This window comes from Micromonospora sp. LOL_024 (genome assembly GCF_048060415.1).
Lineage (GTDB): Bacteria > Actinomycetota > Actinomycetes > Mycobacteriales > Micromonosporaceae > Micromonospora.
In genome coordinates, this window is record NZ_JBHMIS010000009.1 from 91,420 (window position 1) to 114,654 (window position 23,235).

General features: G+C 70.9%; 21 protein-coding genes. 7 read left to right on the top strand and 14 right to left on the bottom strand.

Annotated features, from left to right (window positions below; translation table 11 throughout):
* Positions 1–3 precede the first annotated feature (3 nt).
* The gene (locus tag ACFHWY_RS12960) at positions 4–369 is read right to left on the bottom strand and encodes a hypothetical protein (RefSeq protein ID WP_416580409.1); all 366 of its coding nucleotides are present in this window, start codon (positions 367–369) and stop codon (positions 4–6) included.
* Positions 366–3,170, bottom strand: coding sequence for an SseB family protein (locus ACFHWY_RS12965; protein WP_416580410.1), 2,805 nt, complete (start codon positions 3,168–3,170; stop codon positions 366–368). Before ACFHWY_RS12965 ends, ACFHWY_RS12960 begins: the two co-directional genes overlap by 4 nt.
* Before the next feature lie 151 nt (positions 3,171–3,321).
* On the opposite strand from ACFHWY_RS12965, the gene mycP reads away from it, so the two are divergent.
* Positions 3,322–4,542: a type VII secretion-associated serine protease mycosin gene (gene mycP, locus ACFHWY_RS12970; protein WP_416580411.1), complete on the top strand. Its 1,221-nt coding sequence runs from the start codon at positions 3,322–3,324 to the stop codon at positions 4,540–4,542.
* Between the two features lie 36 nt (positions 4,543–4,578).
* Here the strand turns inward: mycP and ACFHWY_RS12975 are convergent, their stop codons facing one another.
* Together ACFHWY_RS12975 and ACFHWY_RS12980 are read right to left on the bottom strand one after the other, a co-directional pair.
* The gene (locus ACFHWY_RS12975; RefSeq protein WP_416580412.1) at positions 4,579–4,872 is read right to left on the bottom strand and encodes a WXG100 family type VII secretion target; all 294 of its coding nucleotides are present in this window, start codon (positions 4,870–4,872) and stop codon (positions 4,579–4,581) included.
* A 25-nt stretch (positions 4,873–4,897) separates the two neighbouring features.
* Entirely contained in the window at positions 4,898–5,218 is a 321-nt protein-coding gene (locus ACFHWY_RS12980; RefSeq protein ID WP_416580492.1) for a WXG100 family type VII secretion target, read from the bottom strand.
* 234 nt (positions 5,219–5,452) lie between these two features.
* Between ACFHWY_RS12980 and eccE the strand changes: the two genes are divergently transcribed.
* From eccE to rarD, 4 genes are all read left to right on the top strand, one after another.
* Positions 5,453–7,294, top strand: coding sequence for a type VII secretion protein EccE (gene eccE / locus ACFHWY_RS12985; RefSeq protein WP_416580413.1), 1,842 nt, complete (start codon positions 5,453–5,455; stop codon positions 7,292–7,294).
* Positions 7,295–7,339: 45 nt separating this feature from the next.
* A complete protein-coding gene (locus tag ACFHWY_RS12990) occupies positions 7,340–7,726 on the top strand; it encodes a phage holin family protein (RefSeq protein WP_416580414.1) in 387 nt (128 codons plus the stop codon).
* A 149-nt stretch (positions 7,727–7,875) separates the two neighbouring features.
* Positions 7,876–8,373, top strand: a complete 498-nt coding sequence (locus tag ACFHWY_RS12995) for a GNAT family N-acetyltransferase (protein WP_416580415.1) — start codon at positions 7,876–7,878, stop codon at positions 8,371–8,373.
* Positions 8,370–9,305, top strand: a complete 936-nt coding sequence (gene rarD / locus ACFHWY_RS13000; RefSeq protein WP_416580416.1) for an EamA family transporter RarD — start codon at positions 8,370–8,372, stop codon at positions 9,303–9,305. Before ACFHWY_RS12995 ends, rarD begins: the two co-directional genes overlap by 4 nt.
* Before the next feature lie 57 nt (positions 9,306–9,362).
* Here the strand turns inward: rarD and ACFHWY_RS13005 are convergent, their stop codons facing one another.
* Positions 9,363–10,055, bottom strand: coding sequence for an anti-sigma factor family protein (locus ACFHWY_RS13005; protein ID WP_416580417.1), 693 nt, complete (start codon positions 10,053–10,055; stop codon positions 9,363–9,365).
* The gene (locus ACFHWY_RS13010; RefSeq protein ID WP_416580493.1) at positions 10,052–10,546 is read right to left on the bottom strand and encodes a sigma-70 family RNA polymerase sigma factor; all 495 of its coding nucleotides are present in this window, start codon (positions 10,544–10,546) and stop codon (positions 10,052–10,054) included. Before ACFHWY_RS13010 ends, ACFHWY_RS13005 begins: the two co-directional genes overlap by 4 nt.
* Positions 10,547–10,791: 245 nt before the next feature.
* On the opposite strand from ACFHWY_RS13010, the gene ACFHWY_RS13015 reads away from it, so the two are divergent.
* Entirely contained in the window at positions 10,792–12,912 is a 2,121-nt protein-coding gene (locus tag ACFHWY_RS13015; RefSeq protein WP_416580418.1) for a PhoX family protein, read from the top strand.
* Positions 12,913–12,994: 82 nt separating this feature from the next.
* Here the strand turns inward: ACFHWY_RS13015 and ACFHWY_RS13020 are convergent, their stop codons facing one another.
* Complete coding sequence (locus tag ACFHWY_RS13020) at positions 12,995–13,777, bottom strand: IclR family transcriptional regulator (RefSeq protein ID WP_416580419.1); 783 nt, start codon at positions 13,775–13,777, stop codon at positions 12,995–12,997.
* Positions 13,778–13,931: 154 nt separating this feature from the next.
* Between ACFHWY_RS13020 and ACFHWY_RS13025 the strand changes: the two genes are divergently transcribed.
* Positions 13,932–15,107, top strand: coding sequence for an MFS transporter (locus ACFHWY_RS13025; RefSeq protein ID WP_416580420.1), 1,176 nt, complete (start codon positions 13,932–13,934; stop codon positions 15,105–15,107).
* 7 nt (positions 15,108–15,114) lie between these two features.
* Here ACFHWY_RS13025 and ACFHWY_RS13030 read toward each other — a convergent pair whose 3' ends face one another.
* The 7 genes from ACFHWY_RS13030 to nuoI form a co-directional block, all read right to left on the bottom strand.
* On the bottom strand, positions 15,115–16,182 hold the full coding sequence (locus ACFHWY_RS13030) for a polyprenyl synthetase family protein (protein ID WP_416580494.1): 1,068 nt from the start codon (positions 16,180–16,182) through the stop codon (positions 15,115–15,117).
* A 109-nt stretch (positions 16,183–16,291) separates the two neighbouring features.
* A complete protein-coding gene (nuoN, locus tag ACFHWY_RS13035) occupies positions 16,292–17,842 on the bottom strand; it encodes an NADH-quinone oxidoreductase subunit NuoN (protein ID WP_416580421.1) in 1,551 nt (516 codons plus the stop codon).
* An 87-nt stretch (positions 17,843–17,929) separates the two neighbouring features.
* On the bottom strand, positions 17,930–19,462 hold the full coding sequence (locus ACFHWY_RS13040; RefSeq protein WP_416580422.1) for an NADH-quinone oxidoreductase subunit M: 1,533 nt from the start codon (positions 19,460–19,462) through the stop codon (positions 17,930–17,932).
* A 79-nt stretch (positions 19,463–19,541) separates the two neighbouring features.
* Positions 19,542–21,500 (bottom strand): NADH-quinone oxidoreductase subunit L, encoded by a 1,959-nt coding sequence (gene nuoL, locus ACFHWY_RS13045; RefSeq protein WP_416580423.1) that lies wholly within the window; start codon positions 21,498–21,500, stop codon positions 19,542–19,544.
* Positions 21,501–21,511: 11 nt separating this feature from the next.
* Complete coding sequence (gene nuoK, locus ACFHWY_RS13050; protein ID WP_111215429.1) at positions 21,512–21,829, bottom strand: NADH-quinone oxidoreductase subunit NuoK; 318 nt, start codon at positions 21,827–21,829, stop codon at positions 21,512–21,514.
* Complete coding sequence (locus ACFHWY_RS13055) at positions 21,826–22,596, bottom strand: NADH-quinone oxidoreductase subunit J (protein ID WP_416580424.1); 771 nt, start codon at positions 22,594–22,596, stop codon at positions 21,826–21,828. Before ACFHWY_RS13055 ends, nuoK begins: the two co-directional genes overlap by 4 nt.
* Positions 22,593–23,234 carry an NADH-quinone oxidoreductase subunit NuoI gene (nuoI, locus tag ACFHWY_RS13060; protein WP_416580425.1) on the bottom strand — a complete coding sequence of 214 codons (642 nt, stop codon included), beginning with the start codon at positions 23,232–23,234 and terminating at the stop codon, positions 22,593–22,595. The genes ACFHWY_RS13055 and nuoI overlap by 4 nt, the downstream gene beginning before the upstream one ends.
* Position 23,235: the final 1 nt, after the last annotated feature.

Sequence of the window (23,235 nt, forward strand, 5' to 3'; positions counted from 1 at the left end):
GCCTCAAACCCGCTTTTCGCGCACGTCGGTGACCTCACCGACGGGAGCCCATCCCTGGTAGACGCCGAAGTCGAAGGCTTCCAGCCGCATCGCCTGGGCGACCGGCCAGCGCCCGCCGGTGTACTCGACCCGCAGCCACCCGTCGTGTTCGGCCAGCACGATGAACGGCTGCCCCTTCCAGGTGCAGGTCGTCCGCACGTACGCCAACTCCTCGACCTCGGCCGCCGGGACCACCCGGACGTGCCGGCCGGAACGCACCTCGGCGAAGCCCTCAGCCGCCTCCTGCTGGTAGAGCCGAATCTCGGCGCCGTCCGGGCTGGCCGGGTATTCGCGGCCACGCCAGCGGGCCACGTAGCCGTCCCGCATCACTGCTCACCGACCTGTTGCCAGGAGTAGGTGTCCGCGTCGAGGACGGCGACCAAACTTTCGACGCCCGCCGCGTCGATGCGCAGCAGCTGCGCTCCGTGCGGCAGCCGGACGCTGTCCACCTTGAACTCGGCCAGCACGTCGCTGCTTTCGCCCGGCGCGAAGCCGTTGCCACGAAACGGCGGTCGTTCGATAACCCAGCCTTCCATTGCCCGCATCGCGGCCTCATGCTGCCCGCCGTACGGGATGCGGTAGAGGCTCGGCCGGTACGCCGGCCACCTGAGCAGGTATACCTGCTCGGCGTCCGGCGCGAAGGGCGACTCTGGGTGACTCAGACCGAGCGCCTGGTAGAGCGCGGTCGGCGTGGTGAGGTGGGCGAGTTCGCTGGCCCGGTGCACGAATCCGGAAACCCGGTCGTAGCCCCGCTCCAGGTAGTAACCGAGCTGGCTGGGCGCGATGGCCTTCTGCATGACGATCGGGCGCGCCGGGTCGGCCGGCGGTACGGCCGGCCGTGGACCGCTTGACGGCACGGAGGCCGTGGCGCTCGCTTCGGGCTCGCCCTCGGAGTCGTCACCGAGACCGAGGTCGGCCGCCCAGGTGGCCAGTCCGACGATCTGCTCACCGGGCAGCTTCGCCCCGACCGGTGTGCCGGGGTTGACCGCGAACGACCACGAGGTGTCGGGCCACCGGCGGATCAGTTGCACGAAGCGCACCTGCACCGTCTCGGCGGCCGGGTCGGTGTGGTCGGCCAGGCGTTGCGGCGAGGTGTACGCCACCACGAATGTCTGACCGTCGAGCTCGACGGCGGGCCAGACGAACCCCGGATCGCCGGGCCGGCTGCCCGGGGCGGAATCGGCCGCGACCGGCAGCAGGACCCAAGCCAGTAGCAGAGTGGACAGGAACGTGTCGGTACTGCCGGCGCCCGCGGCACCGAGGAGGTCCTCCTCGACCGCGTTGGCTGGCTGGAAGGGCGGACCAGCGGCGGCCGGGGCGCTCAGTTCGGGTGCGGCGGATGCGGCGGATCCTGTTCCGCCAGCCGTGGGTGCGGCCTCCGCAGTCGGCGTGGCAATCACCGGCGGCACAGTCGGCGACGGCGCGGCGGGCGACGGATGCACCCGGGCGGCTGCCGGCGACGTCGACGCGTACACCGGCTCTGCACCGACCTCCGGCTCTGGGATCACCGTTTGGACCGGGACCGTCGGCTCGGGCGGCGCAGTCGCGACCGGCTCGGACGGCCCGGACGGCCCGGACGGCTCGGACGGCCCGGACGGCCCGGACTTGAGCGTCGGTGCGGGCACCTTCGGCTCGGATTCGGCCGTCGGGACCTGGACCGTCACCTCTGGCTTTGTGTCGCCCGAGGGCCGGTGCGGGCGCGGAGCGGGCATCGGCGGAACCCCGTTGGCGGGGGCGAGGTCACGGGCCTCGATGATGGTGCCCTCGATCACGATCGGCATGAAACCGCGACGTGTCGCGGGCGGGCCGGAGACCGGCTCGGCCGCGGACACCGGCTGCTCCTCCCCGTCCGTGTCGTCCGTCGGCCGGCGACGAGGTAGCGCCTGGGCCGCCTCCCCGCCGCCAGCCGTGGGTTCAACGCCAGCGGGCGCAGCCCAGCCGGCTGGCGTTGTCACCCGCAGCGGCCGGGTCGTCTCCTGGGCCGCAGGACCGGGTGCCGGCAGTGGCTGGGGCGCTTCCTCGGTCGCCTCGGTTCGGGTCCGATCGGCGGAACGGTCGTCCTCGGTGAAGACGAAGGCGCGCGGGTTTTCCTCGGACGACGTGTCGCCTGCCGACCCCCGCCGAGGAAATGGCTGACCGCTCCGGAACCGGGCCGGCGGTGCGGCCCGATCGGCCAGCCGGTCACCACGATGGCTTGACCGGCCGGCCGCGGGCTCGAAGTAGGATCGCGGTGGAGTCTGCTCGGCGCCGGTCTCGGCGGTACGGCCGTTGGCCGGTGGACCCGGCGCTGCGGACGTCGTCGGCCGCCCCGGTTCGGGAAGGCCCGGATCCTCGCTTCGAAAGGGCGTCGGCCGGCGTCGGGGCGCACCGCCCGAACCTTCCGGCCCGCCGCCGAGGCCGCCCCGCCGGTCGCCGCCAACGGCACCAGGACGATCGTCACCTGCGTTCGGCGAGTTGTCCGGCGTGTCCTGGCCGGGCGGGGCGGGCGCCCATCCGGCAGGCTCCTGCCGGGCCGCTTGAACGGTCGGGCCCGGCACCACCACGGGCACCTCGGGACGATGGATGTTCGCGGGAACCGGCGGTACCGTCGGTCGGCTCGGACGGATACCGGGCGGTCGCTGTTTCGGCGTACCGTTCGCCGCCGCCGGAGCCGACGGAACAGGCGCGCCCGGGGTCGCGCCGCGGGACCGGTTCAGCGCCTCGACGCGTTCCAGCCGGGCGCGGGCACCCAGCGTGCGCCCCGGCAGCCGGACGTCGCCGCGCGACAGCTGGGAGACGTACCACGCAGGCAGATAGCCTTCGATGGGGAGCCCGGGGTTGACCGCCAGCCACCACTCGTGGTCAGGCCAGGACGTCGCCAGCTCCGCGTAGCCGGCGCGTCGGCTCGGGCCGACGTGCTCGCCGAGACAGACGCGCATCGCCTCGGCGGAGGTGAACGCCAGAACGTGCGTACGTCCGCCGGTGGTCCAGGTACCCCAGCCCGCCGGTGCCCGGCCCGCCGCAGCCTGCGCGGAGACCGGCAGCAGCAGCTCGACGCTGGACAAGATCCGGAAGTAAAGCTGCTGGTCATTGCCGAGTAACGCGTCGCGCAGGGCCGCCTCGGCCTCGGTGGCCGGCTCCCATTCGGTCACGGCCACCCCCCTCCCGGACACAGGTCATAGGTATCGCCTACAACCTACAAGGTGCCAACAAGATCACAATGTCAGGCTGGCGGTGGAGCGCCCGGTTCGACGGGAAGCGATAACATTCCGTTCCGGTATCGACACGATACGGAGGCGGTCGATGTCCCGGCACCCCACACGTCCCCGCCTGGCGGGTCTGGCCGCCCTGCTGGCCGCGGCGACGTCGGCGGTGCCGTTCGCGGCACCAGCTCGCGCCGCACCGGCGTGCGCCTCGGCGGCGGCACCGGTCCGGTCCGTGCCCGACACCCCCTGGCCCCAGCAGCGGTACGCCCCGGAGAGAATCGCTCCGCTGGCCACCGGAGCGGGGGTGACCGTGGCGGTGATCGACTCAGGCGTGGACACGCGGCATCCCCAGCTCGCCAGCCGGGTGCTTGCCGGCACCGATCTGCTGGACCCGGGCGGTGACGGCAGCCGCGACTGCGCCGGCCATGGCACCGGCGTGGCGAGCATCATCGCCGCCACCCCGCACGATGGGATCGGCTTCCGAGGGTTAGCCCCGGACGCCCGGATCCTGCCGATCCGGGTCAGCGAACAGCAGGTTGTGGATGGGCGCGGAACGGGGCGCACGGTCCGGCCGGCGGACTTCGCCCGCGCGCTGCGGTGGGCCGTGGACCATGGAGCCGACGTCCTCAACCTTTCCGTCGTGTTGTACAGCGATCATCCGGCGGTCCGCGCGGCGGTGGCCCACGCGGCCGACCGCGACGTGGTCGTCGTGGCCGCCGCCGGCAACCTGCAGGGCAGCGGCAACCCGCCCGCGTATCCGGCGGCCTACGACGGGGTACTCGCAGTCGGCGCGTTCGCCGTCGACGGACTGCGGGCCGACTTCTCCCAGACGGGCGCCCACGTGGACCTGGTCGCGCCCGGCACGGAAGTGCTCACGGCCACCCCCGGGCAGGGCCACCGGCTGGCCGAGGGGACCAGCTACGCCGCACCCTTCGTCGCCGCCACGGCGGCCCTGCTACGCCAGTACCGGCCCGACCTGACCGCGGTCGAGGTGGCCCGGCAGATCGTCGCCAGCGCCGACCCTGCGCCCGACGGAGGTTACGGCGCGGGATCGCTCAATCCGTACCGAGCCGTCACCGAGGCCGGTGGTGGCCTGACGACACGCTCCGGCCCGGTGGGCGCGCTGGCCGACGACCGGCCGGATCCGGCGCTGCTGGGACAGCAGGACCGCCGGGCCGCCGCCCGGCAACGCGCGGTGCTGGTGGCCACCGCCGGCATGCTGGTGGTGGCCACGGCCGCGCTGGCGGCCCTGGTCGTTCCCCGGGGGATCCGCCGACGCTGGCGCCCGGCCGATCCGGACGAGCCGCACGCGTGGTGACGCCGGCCGGACCGACCGACGCCACCACGCCGTGAATCACTGGAAGAGGCCGGCGTTCCGCTTTTCCGTGTCGAGGTAGTCGGACGCCGACTCGTCGACCGCGAGCTTGATGTCCCGCAGCATCCTCTGAAGGTCCTCCGAAGCGGTACGCCACCGGGCCTGCCGCTGCTCGTACGCCTGCTGGGCCGCGCCGGACCAGCTTGCCACCAGTGGAGCCGCGTCGCTCTCCAACTGACCGAGTTGTGCGTCGAGCGTGTTCAACGCCCGCTGAATGTCCGCGCTGGCCTGTTGCAACGCGGCGAAGTTGACGACCAGTACACCGTGCTCCATCGGATCCCTCCCCCTCGGTCGTGGCCTAGAGCGGCAGCTGGATGCCGCCGCGGTTGGTGGCGGCCACCCGACTGGCCGCCTCGGTATCCGATGCGTCGTAGTGCGTGCCGGCGGTGCGAATCGCGCCCGCCGTCTCCCGCAGCGCCTGCTGCAGGCTTGCCTGGTCCTGCGCCCACTGCTGTTTGACCTGCTCGAACGACCGGCCGCCAGCCCCGCGCCAGGCCTGTTGGAGGATCTCCAGACGGGCCAACAGTCCACTCAGCATCGACTGCAAGGACTGGTCGGTCTGCTCGAACTTCGTCGCGGTCTGTTGCATCACCGCGGCTTCTGCCTGGGTCTGGGACACCCCGGACGTCACCTCGTCTCCTCGATCGTGGCTGGCCTGCGGTGCAACGCACCACCCACATCGCCGGAGGGCGAGCGCGACGCGGGACGGCCAACGAGAACTCGTCGCTGACAGTAGCGAGACGACCGCGTTCCTGCTACCCCACCCCGCTCCCCTGTGGACGACGCGGGCATTCGGCGGCAACTACTATGAGCCTCAGGGGGGTCGCGACGGGTGATCAGCGGAGGAGACGCGATGGCGACGACCGGCACACCCGCCCGCCCAGCTCCGATCAGGCTGCCCCCACCCGGCGGGCCGTCGCCGACACCCGGGCGGCGTATCCCGCCGAGCGCGGCACAGTGGAGGCGCGGCCAACGGTGGCGGTCGGGAACCGGGCAGATCGTCATGACCCAGGTGACTCTGGCGGGGTTCGTCGCCGCGCTGGGCCGTGGTCCACTGCCGACGCTGGCCGCGACCGTGGCGACAGCGACGCTGCTGGCCCTGACCTGGTGCCGGGTACGCCAGCGCTGGCTCCACGAATGGTTGGCTGTCGGTCTGAGCCACCTCGCCCGCCGACGGGCGGCCACACCCGCGTCCGGCCCGGCGGCACTGCTCGGCCTGGCGGCCCCGAGCTCCGTCATCCGTCCCGTCGAGCTGGCCGGCGCTCCCGCCGCGGTACTGGACGACCCGGCCGGGCTGGTGGCGCTGCTGGAGATCGGCGACCCGGCCGACCTGCTCGGCGACGGTGCGTACCCGCTGCCGTCTCCCGCCCAGCTGCTGCCGGCGGACGCCGGCGAGTCCCCACCCGTACGCCTGCAACTCCTGCTGGCCGGTGCGGCGGCGCCAGCTCCCGCCTCCGACGCCGGCCTGGCAGCCGCCTCGTACCGCCAGCTCACCGGCGGGCGGCTGGCCAGCTGGGAGCGGGCGGTGCTGGTTGTCCGGGTGTCGCGGGCTCGGGGCTGGCCGGAGGAGGTGCTGCTCCGCACCCTCGCCGGCACTGTTCACCGGATCATCCGGCGGCTACGGCCGCTGGCCGTACGACCGTTGGGCGAACGGCCGACCCTGCGGGTCTTCGCCGAATTCGCCCACCACGACGGGCGAGGGGTGCGGGAGTCCTGGCAGGCGGTCCGATCCGGCGGGATGTTGCAGACCGCCTTCCGGCTGTCCCGGTGGCCGACGGCTGACGCCGCGAGCCAACTCGTACCCCGGCTGCTGGGTCTGCCGGCGACCGCGACCACGGTGTCGCTCGACGTCGGGACGGACCCGCCGGCCGACACCGGCCTGACCGTCCGGCTGGGCGCGGTGTCCGCCGCCGAGCTGTCGGCCGCCGCCCAGGCGTTACGCCGGACGGTGGCGGCAGTCGGCGGGGCGGTGCAGCGGCTGGACGGCGAACACCTGGCCGGGCTCGCCCGCACCCTGCCGCTGGCCCTGGCCGGCACGCCACCCGTACTCCCCGGTGGAGCGGACCTGGACCTGCCGTACGGCTCGGCGGGACTGATGCTCGGCGTCAACCGGCACGACCGACCCGTCACCGTCCGGCTGTTCCGCCCGGAGGGCACCCGGGTGATGCTCGTCGGCGGGGTGCGTGCCGCCCAGTTACTCACCCTCCGCGCGATGGCACTCGGTGCCCGGGTGGTTGTCCGGACGGCACGCCCGCACGCCTGGGAGTCGTTCGTCCGGGGCGCGGTCGTGCCGGGTGACACGATCCCACTGCTGCCGCCGGGTCGACCGCTGCCGGGGCATCCCGCGACGCCGCTGACCCCGATGCTCGTGGTGCAGGACGCGCCGTCGCCGCCCGCCGGTCCGCGACCGGGCACCGCCTGGCAGGCCACGCTGCTGGTACGCGACGAGCTGACCCCGGCTGACGCGGACGCGTCGGGCCGGGCTGACCTGGCCGTGTTCCAGCCGTTGAGCCCGTCGGAGGCGACGGTCGCCGGCACCTGCATGGGGCTCGGTGACTCCGCGCAGATGCTCACCCGGATCCGGCCCGACATGGTCGCCGTCGTCAACCGGCGAGCCCTGCGCTGGGCGCTGCTCGCCGCCACGCCGATCGAGGCGCAGCTCGTCGGCCCCTTGACGCGGGGCCAGTGTGAATAGTGTCGCGGGTTCCGCCCGCGCGCCGGTCGTGACACCATGCCCGCCATGGGTTTTCTGAAAGGTCTACTGATCCGGGTCGGCGCCACGGCGGTGGCCTTCTGGCTGGCCACTCTGATCATTCCCGGCATCTCTCTCGACTCGAGTTCGGTCTCCGAGACGGTGCTGACACTGATCCTCGTCGCGGTCATCTTCGGTGTGGTCAACGCGGTGCTACAGCCGGTCATCAAGACCGTCGGCTGCGCCTTCTACCTGCTCACCCTCGGCCTGATCGCGCTGGTGGTCAACGGTCTGCTGTTCCTGCTCACCGGCTGGATCGCGGACCAGGTGGGGCTGCCCTTCGACGTAGACGGCTTCTGGCCGGCCGCGGTGCTGGGCGCGCTCTTCGTCGGCATCGTCACCTGGATCCTCGGCGCCATCCTCGACCGCGACTGACACCTGCCAGCCGGCAGCGTCACCGCGGGATCCGGGCAGTTGCCGCACCTGTCGGTGACTGCCCGGGACCTCCACGACACCGGGGTGACCGGCCAAATCGCGGGAATTGGCCACTGAGCCGGGCGGGTGGGCGCACTAGCGTCGGAGGCGTGTTCACCACGACCCGCAACGACGGCTACACGATCAGCACGGATCCGGACCGGCTCGATCTGGACCTGGTGCACACCTGGCTCTGCACGGAAGCTTACTGGGCGCTCGGCCGGGACCGCGAGACGGTGGCGCTGGCATTCGCCGGCTCGATTGGATTCGGCGTCTACCACCCGCAGGACGGCCGGCAGGTCGCCGTCGCCCGGGTGATCACCGATCGGGCGACCTTCGCCTATCTCTGCGACGTCTATGTCGACCGGGCCGAGCGGGGCCGAGGGCTGGGCACCTGGCTGGCCGGGGCGGTCCGCGACCAACTGGCCGAGTTGGGCGTACGCCGCATCGTGCTGGCCACCAATGACGCGCACGGGGTGTACGAGAAAATCGGCTTCTCGCCGGTACAGGCCGACCGGTGGATGGAGTTCGACCGCCGTGACCCGGTCGTGAACCCGGTCACCAGCAAGGACCCTCCAGCGGATCGGGCCCCTACGGTGCAGGCGTGACGCCGCTTCGCCTCGGATACCTCCACGGACTCGGCGCGTACCTGCTGTGGGGGTTCTTTCCGCTCTACTTCAATCTGCTGCGCCCGGCCGGCCCGGTGGAGATCCTGGCCCACCGCGTGGTGTGGTCCGTCGCGTTCGTCGCCCTGCTGCTCGCCGCGCTGCGCAACATCGGTTTCCTGCGGGCCCTGCTGCGCCGGCCGCGCACGCTGGCCGGCATCGCCTGTGCCGCCACGCTGATCGCGGTCAACTGGTTCACCTACATCTACGGCGTCAACTCCGACCGGGTGGTGGAAGCCGCCCTCGGCTACTTCATCAACCCGCTCGTGGTGGTGCTGCTCGGGGTGCTGGTGCTACACGAGCGGCTGCGCCCGGCGCAATGGACCGCGCTCGGCGTCGGCGCGCTGGCAGTGGCCGTACTCACCGTCGACTACGGCCGGCTGCCGTATCTCGCTCTCACTCTGGCGTTCAGCTTCGGCGGGTACAGCCTCATCAAGAAGCGCCTGGGCCTGCCCGCAGCGGAGGGCCTGTTCGTCGAGTCGGCGGTGCTGGCGCTGCCGGCGCTGGCCTTCCTCGGTTGGCTCGCGGTCACCGGTGAGGCCACATTCGGCCACGTTTCGGCCGGGCACACGGCGCTGCTGGTGCTGGCCGGCGCGCTGACCGCCATCCCGCTGCTGCTGTTCGCTGGGGCCGCCAACCGGCTTCCGCTGACCGTCCTCGGCATGCTCCAGTACGTGGCTCCCATCCTTCAACTCGGCTGCGGCGTGCTGATCTTCCACGAGCCGATGCCACCGGCCCGGCTGGCCGGCTTCGTCCTCGTGTGGCTCGCCCTGCTCGTGTTCACCGGCGACGCCCTGCGGCAGGCGCGACACACCCGCCGTCTACGCCCGGGGACCGACATGCCGCCCCCGGTGGCCGTCGCGACAACCCACTGACCGCCCACCCGCCGGCTACCAACCCCGCGACCACTCGGCGGGTCGGCCGGAAGCCGCTCAGCGGACGTCGTAGGCCAGGACGGGAGTGCCGTCGGCCCGGATCAACTCCAGCCGGACCAGTTCGGCGTTGGTGAACCGGGTCGCGCCGCTGATCCGCAGGTCGTCGCCGGGGGCTGCCAGCCAGGACCCGATCTGCTCCTGCGAGCCGTCTCCGGCGTGGGCGACCAGCCGGAAGGTGTTCGCCTTGCCGTACCCGGCCCGCTCGTCGTATCCGCAGTGCATGGTCACCTCGGTACCCCAGTTGGTGCCGGTCAACCCGATCTCGGCGTGCACCGGCACCGACCCGGCCACCGGCTGCATCTCGACCATCCGCACCTGGGCCACCGGCGCGTTGATGCCCTGCCCCGGCAGCAGGGCTACCGCCCCGACACCGACCAGCAGGGCGAACGCGGCCGCGGCCAGGGCAGTGACCGCGTACCGAAGGCGGTTGGCCTGTCGTTCGCGGCGCCGGCGGTCCCGAGCGGCGTTGAGCAGTTCGGGTACCCGGGGGTTCTCCGGCGGCGGCAGGAACTGCTCCAGGCTGGCCGGGTCCAACCGGCCGAGCAGGCCGGGCAGGACGGCGATCTCGGAAACCGACTGCTGGCAGGCCGGGCAGTCGACGAGATGCCGCTCGTAGGCCGCCCGGTCGGTGGGGGAGAGCGCGCCCAGCACGTACGCGCCGTCGTCGTACACGAACTCGCAGCGCTTCATCCTGTCACCCCCATCTCGGCCAGGACGAGACGTAGCGAGCGCAGCGCGTAGTGGGTGCGGGACTTCACCGTGCCCGGCGGCACCCCCAGCCGGGAGGCGGCTTCGGAAACCGACCGCCCCTGGTAGAAGCACTCGACCAACACGTCGCGGTGCGAGGGGCTGAGTCGGTTGAGCGCCTCCGCGACCGTCCACGCCTCGACGGCGCGTTCGGTCTCGTCGACGACCTCCGACGGCTCGGGGAGTTCGTCGGTGTAGACCTCACCGACCCGGGTCGACCGCCGCCGCCAGGCGTCGATGGCCAGGTTCCGGGCGGTGGTGAAGAGCCAGGCGCGCACCGAGCCGCGCCGCGGGTCGAGCGACTCCGGATGCCGCCAGGCTCGCAGCAGCGTCTCCTGCACCAGGTCCTCGGCGCGCTGCCGATCGCCGTTGACCAGCCGCAACGCGTGCGTGTAGAGCGCGTCGGCATGCTCGTCATGCAGAGCGCGCAGCAGGTGGGCGTCGTGGTCGCTGATGGTGCTCTCCTCGCACTCGACGCGAGCGGGCGCGGCGTTACGACCTGACATACGTGCGGTCACCCCGATCGGTTCAGTCCCAGCTCAAACCCGGATTCCCGGCGTGGATTTCACCGCTGGTTCACATCGCCGCTGACCGGCGCTCATCACGCTCTCCTAGCGTCCGGCGGGTACGCGCCGGTGAACTGCACCGGCGTGCACCGACCCTCAGGAGGATCCTCCCCATGAGCGACCGTCCTCGGCTGCTCCCGTTGCTGGGCGCCCCCCGCCACGGCAGCCGCTATGCCATGACCTGTCTGTACCGCTGCGGCAACGCCTGTGACCACCCAGTACCCAACACCTCCGACAACGCGTACTTCGGTGACGTGGTCAGCGCCGAGGTCTCCCGTCGGGGCGTGGTCCGCGCCGGAGCGGTCGGTGCGCTGGTGCTCGGCTTCGGCGGCGCCGCCGTCGGTGCGCTGGCTGGCGCGGCTCCCGCCGCTGCGGCCCCGGCGACCGCTGCCCCTCTCGCGGCGCCGGCCGCCGCCGGCCGTCGCCCGGGCAGCGGTGCGCTGAGCTTCAAGCCGATCCCGCCGAACACCCTGGACACGTTCGTCGTGCCGAACGGCTACGACCACGCCGTCATCATCCGCTGGGGCGACCCGGTGGTGCCTGGCGCGCCATCGTTCAACCTGCGCCGCCAGACCGCCGCCGCGCAGGCCAGGCAGTTCGGCTACAACAACGACTACGTCGGTGTGCTGCCGCTGGACAAGGGCGGTAAGCGGGCACTGCTCGTGGTCAACCACGAGTACACCAACGAGAACCTGATGTTCCCCGACTTCACCAGCCACGACGCGCTCAGCGTCGAGCAGGTCAAGGCGGCGATGGCCGCGCACGGCATGTCCGTGGTGGAGATCGAGCGGGTCGGCGGCACCGGCCAGTGGCGGCCCGTCACCTCCGGCCGCCGCGCGTACAACCGGCGGGTCGACGCGCTGAGCAGCAAGTTCGAACTGACCGGCCCGGTCGCCGGCTCGTCGTTCGTGAAGACCGCCGCGGACCCGAAGGGTCGGACGGTCATCGGCACGCTGAACAACTGCGCCGGTGGCACGACCCCCTGGGGCACTGTGCTCTCCGGCGAGGAGAACTTCAACCAGTACTTCGTCGGCGGGGACGGCGCGCCAGAGGCCGACAAGCCCCGGCTGGCCCGTTACGGCATCAGCACCACCACCCGTTACCCGAGTGGCAACCGCAAGTGGGACCGGGCCGCCGACCGCTTCGACCTAACCAAGCACCCCAACGAGGCCAACCGGCACGGCTGGATCGTGGAGATCGACCCGTTCGACCCGGAGAGCCGCCCGCGTAAGCACACCGCGCTCGGCCGGTTCAAGCACGAGGGCGCGAACGTCATCGTCGCCAAGAGCGGGCACGTGGTCGCGTACATGGGCGACGACGAGCGTTTCGACTATCTCTACAAGTTCGTCTCGGACAAGAAGTTCATGAAGGGCAACTCCTGGGTCGCCCGCAAGCACAACCTGACTCTGCTGGAGTCCGGCACGCTCTACGTCGCCAAGCTCGGCCAGACCAGCGCCGAGGAGATCGACGGCTCCGGCAAGCTGCCCAGTGACGGTGCCTTCAACGGTGGCGGCCGCTGGATCAAGCTGGTCAGCGGAAACCGTTCGCACGTGGACGGGATGACCGCCACCGAGGTGCTCGCCTTCACCCGGTTCGCCGGTGACAAGGTCGGCGCGACCAAGCTGGACCGCCCGGAGGAGGTCGAGCCGAGCCCGCTCACCGGCAAGGTGTACGTGGCGCTGACCAACAACACCAACCGGGGCGTCGGCAGCAACCCGACGCCGGACGAGGCGAACCCGCGTACCGCGAACCGGCACGGGCACATCCTTGAGCTGGTGGAGCACCGGGGAGACAACACCTCGGACGCCTTCACCTGGTCGCTGCCGATCGTCTGCGGCGACCCGGCGGAGCCGTCGACCTACTTCGCCGGATACGACAAGACCCAGGTGTCGCCGATCTCCTGCCCGGACAACCTGCTGTTCGACCGGGTCGGAAACCTTTGGATCTCGACCGACGGCAACGCCCTGGGCAGCAACGACGGCCTCTTCGCCACGCCCATCGAAGGGCCGGAGAAGGGTCACCTGAAGCAGTTCCTCACCGTGCCGGTCGGTGCGGAGACCTGCGGCCCGTTCCTCACGGAGGACGAGCGTTCGCTCTTCGTCGCCGTGCAGCACCCTGGCGAGGTCACCGGCGCCACGGTCGGAAGCCCGGCCTCCACCTGGCCCGACGGCGACTACGCCAAGCCGGGTGTGGTGGTGACCTGGCGGCTGGACGGCGGACCGGTCGGCAGCTGACCCCGCCCCGGCGTCCGCACCACCCCCCGTCGAAACGGCCCCCTCCCCACCAGGGAGGGGGCCGTTTCGACGGGGGGTGGCCTCAGGTGTCCGCGGCGATGCCGTCGGCGATCGTGCGGGCCGCGGCGAGCAGTTTCGCCCGGACCACCCGGGCGGAGGTCATCATCTCGCTGGCCGGCAGGGCACAGGCCAGTACCGTCCGCCGTTCCATGTCCTTGTCCGGGTTGACCAGGACGGCGGCGCAGGCCACCCCCTGCCGGAACTGGCTCAGCTCCAGCTGCATCCCACGCCGCTCCCCGGCCACCAGGTCGGCCTCGAACGCCTCCGGCGTGGTGAGGGTCGCGGTGGTGAACGGTCGCATCCCGTAGTCGCGCAGGTAGCGACCGCGCTGCTCGGTGGTGAGGGTGGCCAGCAACGCCTTGCCGAGCGCCGTGGCGTGCGCCCCCTCGTCGAAGCCGGGCACGAGGTCCTCCAGGTACGGCGACCGGTGGCCCTCCGCGACGGCGGTGATCGCGACCTGGCCGCCCACGAACCGGCCCAGGTAGTGGCTCCAACCGGTCTCGATGGCGGCCCGCCGCAGGCTCTCCCCGATCGCCGGGGACCCGCGGAACGCGGCGACCAGCTCACGGTAGCGGTCCGCCACCTCCAGGCCCACGATGTACGTGCCGTCCTCCCGACGGATCACGTAGCCCTCGTACGCGAGGGTGCGCACCAGGTGGTAAGTGGTGGCTACGGTCAACTCGCAGCGGCGGGCGATCTGTTTCACCGTCAGCCCGCGTGGGGCACGACCGACCGACTCGAGCACTCGAAGCGCGCGGGAGACACTCCGGATCAGGTCCGAAGGTTCCGCCAGGGGGTCACGCACAACCACCTCCGCCACCGGGGACTTACACCATATGAAAAAGTGGCCCGTCGCGAAACGCCTGATCGGGTGGAGGATCTAAGGTCATCGGAGCAGAGATGTGAGGTCGGACGCACTTCCTGTCGCCGAGATGCGGCTGACGTAGGTTGGCCCCATCATGACCGACGCCGCCCCCGCCCACGCCCGGGAAACCTCCGCGCGACCCGTCCGGGCGAGCGCCGTTGCGGTCGCCGTCACCATCGCCTGCGTCCTGCCAGTCTTCCTGGTCGGCGGCCTCGCCGTGCAGATGCGGGCCGAATTGGGCTTCTCCCCCGCCGGGCTGGGGCTCGTCGTGGCGGTCTACTTCGGGGTCGGCGCGCTCGCCTCGATCCCCTCCGGCGCGCTGGTCGAACGGTGGGGCGGTGCCGTGATTGCCCGGGCCGGCATCCTGGTCGCCGCCGGCAGCCTGCTCGCCGTGGCGGTACTGGCCCGGTCCTACCCGGTGCTGGTCGGCCTACTGGCCGTGGCCGGCACCGCCAACGCGTTCGGCCAACTGTCCAGCAACGTCCTGCTGGCCCGGCACGTGCCGCCGCGCCGGCAGGGCCTGTCATTCGGCGTCAAGCAGGCGGCCATCCCGATCTCCACCCTGCTGGCCGGCGTGGCGGTGCCCACCCTCGCGCTCACCGTCGGCTGGCGGTGGGCGTTCGTCGCCGCTGCCGCCGCCGCTCTGGCCACGCTGCCGGCCGTACCCCGGCAGGGCCCACAACCAGCTCGTCGGGTCACAGCCAGGACCGGCAGCGCGAGCGTGGGGCTGGTCGTCGTCGGGGTGGCCGCGACACTGGCCGCGGGCGCGGCGAACGCTCTGGGCACCTTCGTCGTCGACGCCTCGGTCGACCGGGGTTCCGAACCGGGCATGGCCGGGCTCACACTGACCCTCGGCGGTGCCGTCTGCGTGGCCGCCCGGATCGGGGTCGGTTGGTTGGCCGATCGCCGCTCCGGCGGGCACATCTCCTCGATTGCCGGCCTGCTGGTGGGCGGCGCTGCCGGGCTGGGCATGCTCGCGGTGTCCGGCTCCGGGCCGCTGGTGGTCGGCGTACTGCTCGGCTTCGGTCTGGGCTGGTCCTGGCCGGGGCTGATGAACTTCGCGGTGGTCCAGCTGCATCCCCAGGCGCCGGGCGCAGCCACCTCGATAGCCCAGACCGGGGTGTACGCGGGCGGCTGCCTCGGCCCCCTCACGCTGGGCCCGCTCGCCGCCGCTGCCGGCTACCCCGCGATGTGGCTGACGGCCGCCATAGCCATGCTCACCGCCGCCGCCCTCATGCTCACCGCCACCCGCCTGCTGCCCCCTCCATGAGGGTGGGTCAGCTGGTGCGGTCGGCGATGTGGTCGCAGAGGGACTCCAGGGCACGGCGGGCTGGCATGTCGGGGAGAGGGGCCAGCCGGGACCTGGCGTCCTCGGCGTAGCTGCGGACCGTTTCGCGGGCGCGCTTGAGGGCGGGCGACTCGCGGAGCAGGCTGAGGGCCTCGGCGTGCAGGGCGTCGTCGGTCAGCGGGCCGGCGGAGAGAAGCTCCCGCAGGCGGGTGGACGAGGCGTCCGCGTCGTCAGACGCGAGAGCGTAGAGCACCGGCAGGGTCGGTACCCCCTCCCGCAGATCGGTGCCGGGAGTCTTGCCCGACTCCGTCGACTCGCTGGCGATGTCGAGCAGGTCGTCGGAGAGCTGGAACGCGATACCGATGGTCTCGCCGTACCCGGCCAGCGCCGCCACCTGCGCCGGGTCGGCACCTCCGAACAGAGCACCGAAGTGGGCGCTGGTGGCGATCAACGAGCCGGTCTTCTCCGCGATCACCCGCAGGTAGTGCGCCACCGCATCGTCGTCGGCCCGCGGACCGACGGTTTCGGCGATCTGCCCGTGCACCAGCCGGGCGAAGGTACGCGCCTGCAGACGTACCGCCTCGGGACCCAGGTCGGCCGCGACGTCCGCGGCCCTGGCGAAAAGGTAGTCGCCGACCAGGATGGCCACCGAGTTGGTCCATCGGGAGTTGGCGCTGGGCGCACCCCGGCGCACCGATGCCTCGTCCATCACGTCGTCGTGGTAGAGGGTGGCCAGGTGGGTCAGCTCCACCACCACGGCTGACGACACGACCTCCGACCTGGTCGGGTCGCCGAACTGGGCCCCCAGGGCCACCAGCAGCGGCCGGAAGCGCTTACCGCCGGCCTCGACAAGGTGCCCGGCCGCCTCGGTCACGAACGGGTCGGCGCTGGCGATGCTGGCCCGCAACTCCGACTCGACCGCACCCAGCACACCCAGCACGGACTCCTCGGTGCGCGGGTCGGCGAGATGAAGGCCGAGCGCGCCCAACTGAGTCGCGCCGTGTCGGTTCCGGAGACCACCGGAGCCGGTGACACCTGAACCTTCGCCACCCCTAATCGCCACCACCCCACCATGCCACACACGTTCTACCTGCACCGGACCGGGGATACGAGGCGAGGGCCGGCCCACAGGCGGATGGGCCGGCCCTCGACGAACAGCACGTGTCCTACCGGACGAAGTCCGCAGCCGAGGTGGCCAGGTCGAGCAACGGCGCCGGCGCGACACCGAGCACCAGGGTCGCGAGCACCCCGATCACCAGCGCCGCCGACGTCAGTCCGCCGGGAACCGCGACGGTCGGCGTCGACTCGCCCGGCTCGGAGAGCCACATCAGCACCACGACCCGCAGATACGGGAAGGCCAACACCATGCTGGTCAGCACGCCGGCGATCACCAACCACACGTGTCCGCCCTCCAGCGCCGGGCCGAAGACCGCGAACTTGCTGGTGAAGCCGCTGGTCATCGGGATACCCGCGAAGGCGAGCAGGATGAAGGTGAAGACCGAGGCGTACAGGGGCGACCTGCGGCCCAACCCCGCCCAGCGGGACAGGTGGGTGGCCTCCCCGTCGGCGTCGCGCACCAGCGTCACCACCGCGAACGCGGCCAGCACCGTGAAGCCGTACGCGACCAGGTAGAACATCGTGCCGGAGAGCCCTTCGCTGCCCGGAGCCAGCACACCGACCAGCAGGTAGCCGGCGTTGGCGATCGACGAGTACGCCAGCAGCCGCTTGATGTCGGTCTGGGTCACCGCGAAGAGCACGCCGACCAGCATGGTGAGCACCGCCACCACGCCGAGCACCGGGGTGAAGTCCCACCGTGCGCCCTCGAAGGCGACATGGAACACCCGCAGCAGGGCCCCGAACGCGGCGACCTTCGTGCAGGCCGCCATGAACCCGGTCAGCGGCGTCGGCGCGCCCTGGTACACGTCCGGCGTCCAGACGTGGAAGGGTGCCGCCGCCGCCTTGAACAGCAGCCCGATGGCGACCAGGGCCATGCCGGCGAAGAGCAGCACCGGGCTCGCCGTCGAGTTCGCCACGGCCGCGTTGACGGTGGCGAAGTCGACGCCGGCCTGACGGTCACCCAGACCTGCGGTGAAGCCATAGATCAGCGCCAACCCGAACAGGAAGAAGGCCGAGGCGTACGCGCCGAGCAGGAAGTACTTCATCGCCGCCTCCTGGCTCAGCAGCCGGCGGCGGCGGGCCAGCGCGCAGAGCAGGTAGAGCGGCAGAGAGAAGACCTCGAGCGCGATGAACATGGTCAGCAGGTCGTTCGCCGACACGAAGATCAGCATTCCGGCGATGGCGAAGGTGGTCAGCGGGTAGACCTCGCCGGCACCACCCACGTTCGCCGCCTGCCGCCGGTCCTCCGGCGAGTCAGCGGTCACCGCGGCCTGGGCGACGAACGCCCCACCCCGCTCGACGGCCCGCTCGCCGAGCAGTAGCAGCGCCACCGCCGACAGCGCCAGAATCGCGCCCTGGAGGAACAGCGTCGGCCCGTCGACGGCGATCACCCCGATGGTGATCACCCGCTTGTCGGCGTTGAACACCACCATGGTCAGCGCCGCGAGCACCGCCAGCAGCGCCAGCGGCAGCTGGACGGGGTGCCGCAGCCGCCGGGGAACGAACGCCTCGACCAGCACACCGAGCACCGCCGCGCCCAGCATGATCAGGATAGGTGCGAGTGCCGCGTAGTCGATCGGCGGCAGTTCAAGCTCGGTCACCGGACCAGCCTTTCGTTCGCGACTGCGGGGCTCGCAAGCTCACTCCTCGCGCTCACCGGACCAGCCTTTCGTTCGCGACTGCGGGGCTCATCGGCTCGCCTCCTGGACGGTGTCTACCGACGGGGCCGGGTCGGACCGACCGACGTCCTCCATGGTCGCCTGGATGGCGGGGTTGATCACGTCGGTCACCGGCTTCGGATAGAAGCCGAGTAGCACGATCAGCGCGATCAACGGCGCGACCACGAACTTCTCGCGCAGGTTTAGATCGCGTTTCATGCCGTCGATCTCGGTCAACGCCGGGTTCAGCGTGCCCTGGGTGGTGCGCTGCACCATCCACAGCACGTAGGCCGCCGCCAGGATGATGCCCAGCGTGGCGATGACCGCAACCGGCTTGTTGACGGTGAACGTGCCGATCAGTACGAGGAACTCGGAGACGAACGGTGCGGTGCCGGGCAGGGCAAGCGAGGCGAGACCGGCGAAGAAGAGCACCCCGGCCAGCACCGGGACAAGCTTGCCGGCACCACCGAAGTCACTGACCAGCGCCGAACCACGCCGGCTGATCAGCATGCCGACCACCAGGAAGAGCAGGCCGGTGGCAAGGCCGTGGTTGACCATGTAGAGCACGGCACCGGTGCCCGCCTGGGTGGTGAAGGCGAAGATGCCCACACCGATGAAGCCGAAGTGGGCGATCGACGTGTACGACACCAGCCGCTTCAGGTCGTTCTGCCCGACCGCCAGCAACGCGGCGTAGATGATGCCGATCACCGCGAGGGCCAGCGCCCACGGCGCGAACCACTGGGCCGCGTCCGGGAACAGCGGCAGGCAGTAGCGCAGGATGCCGAAGGTGCCGACCTTGTCCAGCACGCCGACCAGCAGCGCCGCTGCGCCGGCCGGTGCCGCGCCACCGGCGTCCGGCAACCAGGTGTGGAACGGGAAGAACGGCGCCTTGATCGCGAAGGCGATGAAGAAACCCAGGAAGAGCCAGCGCTCGGCCCCGGTGGAGATGTCCACCTGCGACAGCGCCACCCAGTCGAAGGTCTTGCCGCCTACCACCCACAGGCCGATCACGGCCGCCAGCATGAACAGGCCGCCGACCAGCGAGTAGAGGAAGAACTTGACGGCCGCGTACTGCCGCTGGTGGCCGCCGTAGCTGCCGATCAGGAAGTACATCGGCACCAGCATGACCTCGAAGAACACGTAGAACAGGAAGACGTCGGCGGCGGCGAAGACACCGAGCATCGTGCATTCGAGGACCAGCAGCAGCGCGAAGTAGACCGGTACGGAACGCTTCGAGGACTCGGCGTCGTGCCAGGAAGCAAGGATCACCAGCGGCACCAGCACCGCGATCAGCATCAGCATGACCAGCGCGATGCCGTCGGCGGCGAAGGTGAAACTGACCCCCCAGTTCGGGATCCATGGGTACGACTCACGGAACTGGAAGCGCTGACCGTCGACCTGCCAGGTCACCCACATTGCCACGGACAGCGCCAGCACCAGCAGCGACCAGCCGAGCGCCACCTGCTTGGCCAGCGTGGGCCGGCTGCGCGGCAGGAGGGCGACCACCACGGCGCCGACCAGCGGTGCCACGGTGAGCACCGAGAGGAACGGGAAGTCGGACATTATGCGGCCTTACCTCCGTCGTCACTGTGCGGTCCGCCGGCGACGGCCGCCTGAGAGGCTGTCGGCCTCTTGAGGTCGATCACGCCAACCACCCCGCCTGTACGGCCAGGAAGGCGGCCACCACCAGCAGCGCGCCGGTCAGGATCGAGGTGGCGTACGACCGGACGAAGCCGGTCTGCAGCCGCCGGAGTCGGCTCGAACCGCCGCCGATGCCTGCCGCCAGGCCGTTGATCAGCCCGTCGATGCCCCGGTTGTCCAGATAGACCAGTGCCCGCGTGAGGAAGATGCCCGGCTTTTCGAAGATCGCCTCGTTGACCGCGTCGGCGTAGAGGTTTTTCCGGGCGGCGGTGACCAGCACCCCGGCCGGCTGCGGCTCGATCGCCGTGCCGCCCCGGAACAGGAACCAGCCCAGCAGGGCACCGAGCGCGGTGACGCCCAGCGACAGTGCGACGATCGCCCAGTGCGGTAGCACCGCGTCGTGGTGGGCTTCGGCGGCGCCGAGACCGGAGGTCGCGGTCAGCCAGTCCGGGACGGATGTGGCCAGCAGCCAGCCGGCGCCCAGCGAGCCGATGCCGAGCAGGATCAGCGGGATGGTCATCAGCGGCGGGGACTCGTGCGGGTGCTCGATGTCCGTGGTCCACCGCTTCGGCCCGTGGAAGGTGAGCACGAACAGTCGGGTCATGTAGAACGCCGTCAGGGCTGCACCGAGCACCGCCGCCCCGCCGAACAGCCAGGCCGTCCAGCCCTCCCGCTCGAACGCCGCCGCGATGATCGGTTCCTTGGACCAGTAACCGGAGAGCGGGAACATGCCGATGATGGCGAGCCATCCCGCGCCGAAGGTCAGCCAGGTGATCTTCATGTACTTCGACAGCCCGCCGAAGCGGCGGATGTCCACCTGGTCGGACATGCCGTGCATGACTGAGCCGGCGCCGAGGAACATGTTCGCCTTGAAGAAGCCGTGCGCCAGCAGGTGCACGATGGCCAGTGCGTACGCCGCGCCGCCCAGACCGACACCGAGGAACATGTAGCCGATCTGGCTCACCGTCGACCAGGCCAGCACCCGCTTGATGTCGTCCTTGGCGCAGCCGATGATCGCGCCGATCAGCAGGGTCAGCGCACCGACGCTGACCACCACCAGTTGCAGCGTGGTGTTCGCCGAAAAGATGATGTTGGAACGGGCGATCAGGTAGACGCCGGCCGTGACCATCGTCGCGGCGTGGATCAACGCCGACACCGGGGTCGGGCCCTCCATCGCGTCCGGCAACCATGCCTGGAGCGGGAACTGGCCGGACTTGCCGGTCGCGCCCAGCAGCAGCAACAGGCCAAGCACCAGCACGGTGCCGCCGGCCAGCGCCCCGACGCCGTTGAACACCTCGTCGTACTGGGTGGTACCGAGGGTGGCGAACATGATGAAGATGGCGATGGCCAGGCCGGCGTCGCCGACCCGGTTCATCATGAACGCCTTCTTACCGGCGGTGGCGGCGGCCGGCTTGGTGAACCAGAAGGAGATCAGCAGGTACGACGCCAGACCGACGCCCTCCCAGCCGAAGTAGAGCATCACGTAGTTGTTGCCGAGAACCAGCAGCAGCATGGCCGCGATGAACAGGTTGAAGTAGGCGAAGAAGAGCCGTCGGCGTTCATCGTGGGCCATGTACTCGACCGCGTACAGGTGGATCAGGAAACCCACGCCGGTGATCAGCAGGACGAAGACCCCGGCCAGCGGGTCGAACAGCAGGCCGAAGTCGACGTGCAGGCCGCCGACCACGATGAAGTCCCAGAGACTCAGCTGGACCGACTTGTTCTCCAGGCCGCGCAGGCCGAGGAAGTAGCTCAGGCCGAGCAGGAAAGCGGCGCCGACGGAGGCCACCCCGAGCCAGTGCCCCCAACGGTCGGCCCGCCGGCCGAGCAGCAGCAGCAGCGTCGCGCTGACCAGCGGGATCGCCACCAGCAGCCAGACGCTGCTCAGCAGCCCGCCGGCCGTCGCGTACGAGACGGTCTCGGCGGGAGCAGCCTGGGCGTACGTCAAGATTTCGTCCACCGGTGGCCCCTCTAGTACTTCAACAGGTTGGCGTCGTCGACGCTGGCGGAGCGTCGGGTACGGAAGATCGCCATGATGATGGCCAACCCGACCACGACCTCGGCCGCCGCCACCACCATCACGAAGAACGCCATGATCTGGCCGTTGAGGTCACCGTTCATCCGGCTGAAGGTGACCAGCGCCAGGTTGGCCGCGTTGAGCATCAGCTCGACGCACATGAACAGCACGATCGCGTTGCGCCGGACCAGCACGCCGGCCGCGCCGATGGTGAACAGCACCACCGAGAGGACCAGGTAGTAGTTCGGTTCGACCGAGAAGAAGTCACTCATTTCTCAGTGCCCTTCAGCGTGGTCTCCTCGGCGGTCAGCTCCCGCACCGGAAGGATGTCCGGCGTGCTCCGGTCGCTGAGCCGACCGTCCGGCAGGCGGGCCGGGGTGGCGACCGACGAGGAGGTGGCGAAGACACCCGGACCGGGCTTCGGGCCGGGGTAGTTGCCGGGCGCGAAGCGGGCCTTCATGGTGGCCACCTGATCGCGCTTGTCCTCCTTGCGCCGCTCGACGTGCGCGAGGATCATGCCGCCGATGGTGGCGGTGATCAGCAGCGCCGCGGTGAGTTCGAACGCGAAGACGTAGTCGGTGAAGAGCAGCCGGGCGATGCCCTCCACGTTGCCGCCGGAGTTGGCCTGCTCCAGGCCGACCGGCGCGGTGCCCTGGGTGGCCCGGTAGACCCCGCTGCCGAGCAGGACGGCGAAGCCGACGCCCAACCCGATCGCCGCGATCCGCTGGCCGCGCAGCACCTCGATCAGCGAGTCGGATGCCTCGCGGCCCACCAGCATCAGCACAAACAGGAAGAGCATCATGATCGCGCCGGTGTAGACGATGATCTGCACCATGCCGATGAACGGGCCCGCCTGCAGGACGTAGAACACGCCCAGGCTGAGCATGGTCAGCACCAGCCAGAGCGCCGAGTGCACCGCGTTGCGGGACGCGACCATGCCGATCGCGCCGGCCAGTGCGAGGGGGGCGAGGATCCAGAACGTCACCGCCTCGCCGCCGGAGACCGCACCGGAGGCGGCGAGCAGCGTCGAGGTGGTCATGCGGTCTCCTCCTTCTCCGCCGCGGCCCGCTGCGCGGCCTGCTCGGCTCCGGGGAAGGCGACGCCGGGGTGCTCGTCCAGCTGGCCGCGGCCCGGGCCCATCGGTGACCGCTCCGCACCGGCGGAGGTGCCGGGGTTGGTCAGGCTGCCGATGTAGTAGTCCTTCTCGCTGTCACCGAGACGCATCGGGTGCGGCGGCTGCTCCATCCCGGGCAACAGCGGCGCGAGCAGCTGCTCCTTGGTGAAGATCAGGTCCTGCCGGTTGTCCCGGGCCAGCTCGTACTCGTTGCTCATCGTCAACGAACGGGTCGGGCAGGCCTCGATGCAGAGCCCGCAGAAAATGCACCGGGCATAGTTGATCTGGTAGACGCTGGCGTACCGCTCACCTGGCGAGAAGCGCTGCTCGTCGGTGTTGTCACCACCCTCGACGTAAATCGCGTCCGCCGGGCAGGCCCAGGCACACAACTCGCAGCCGATGCACTTCTCCAGCCCGTCCGGGTACCGGTTGAGAATGTGCCGCCCGTGGTAACGCGGCGCCGGCGTCGGCGGCGTGAACGGGTAGTCGGTGGTCACGACCTTCCTGAACATGTGCGAGAAGGTCACCCCGAAGCCCTTGAACGTTCCGGTGATCGCACCCACG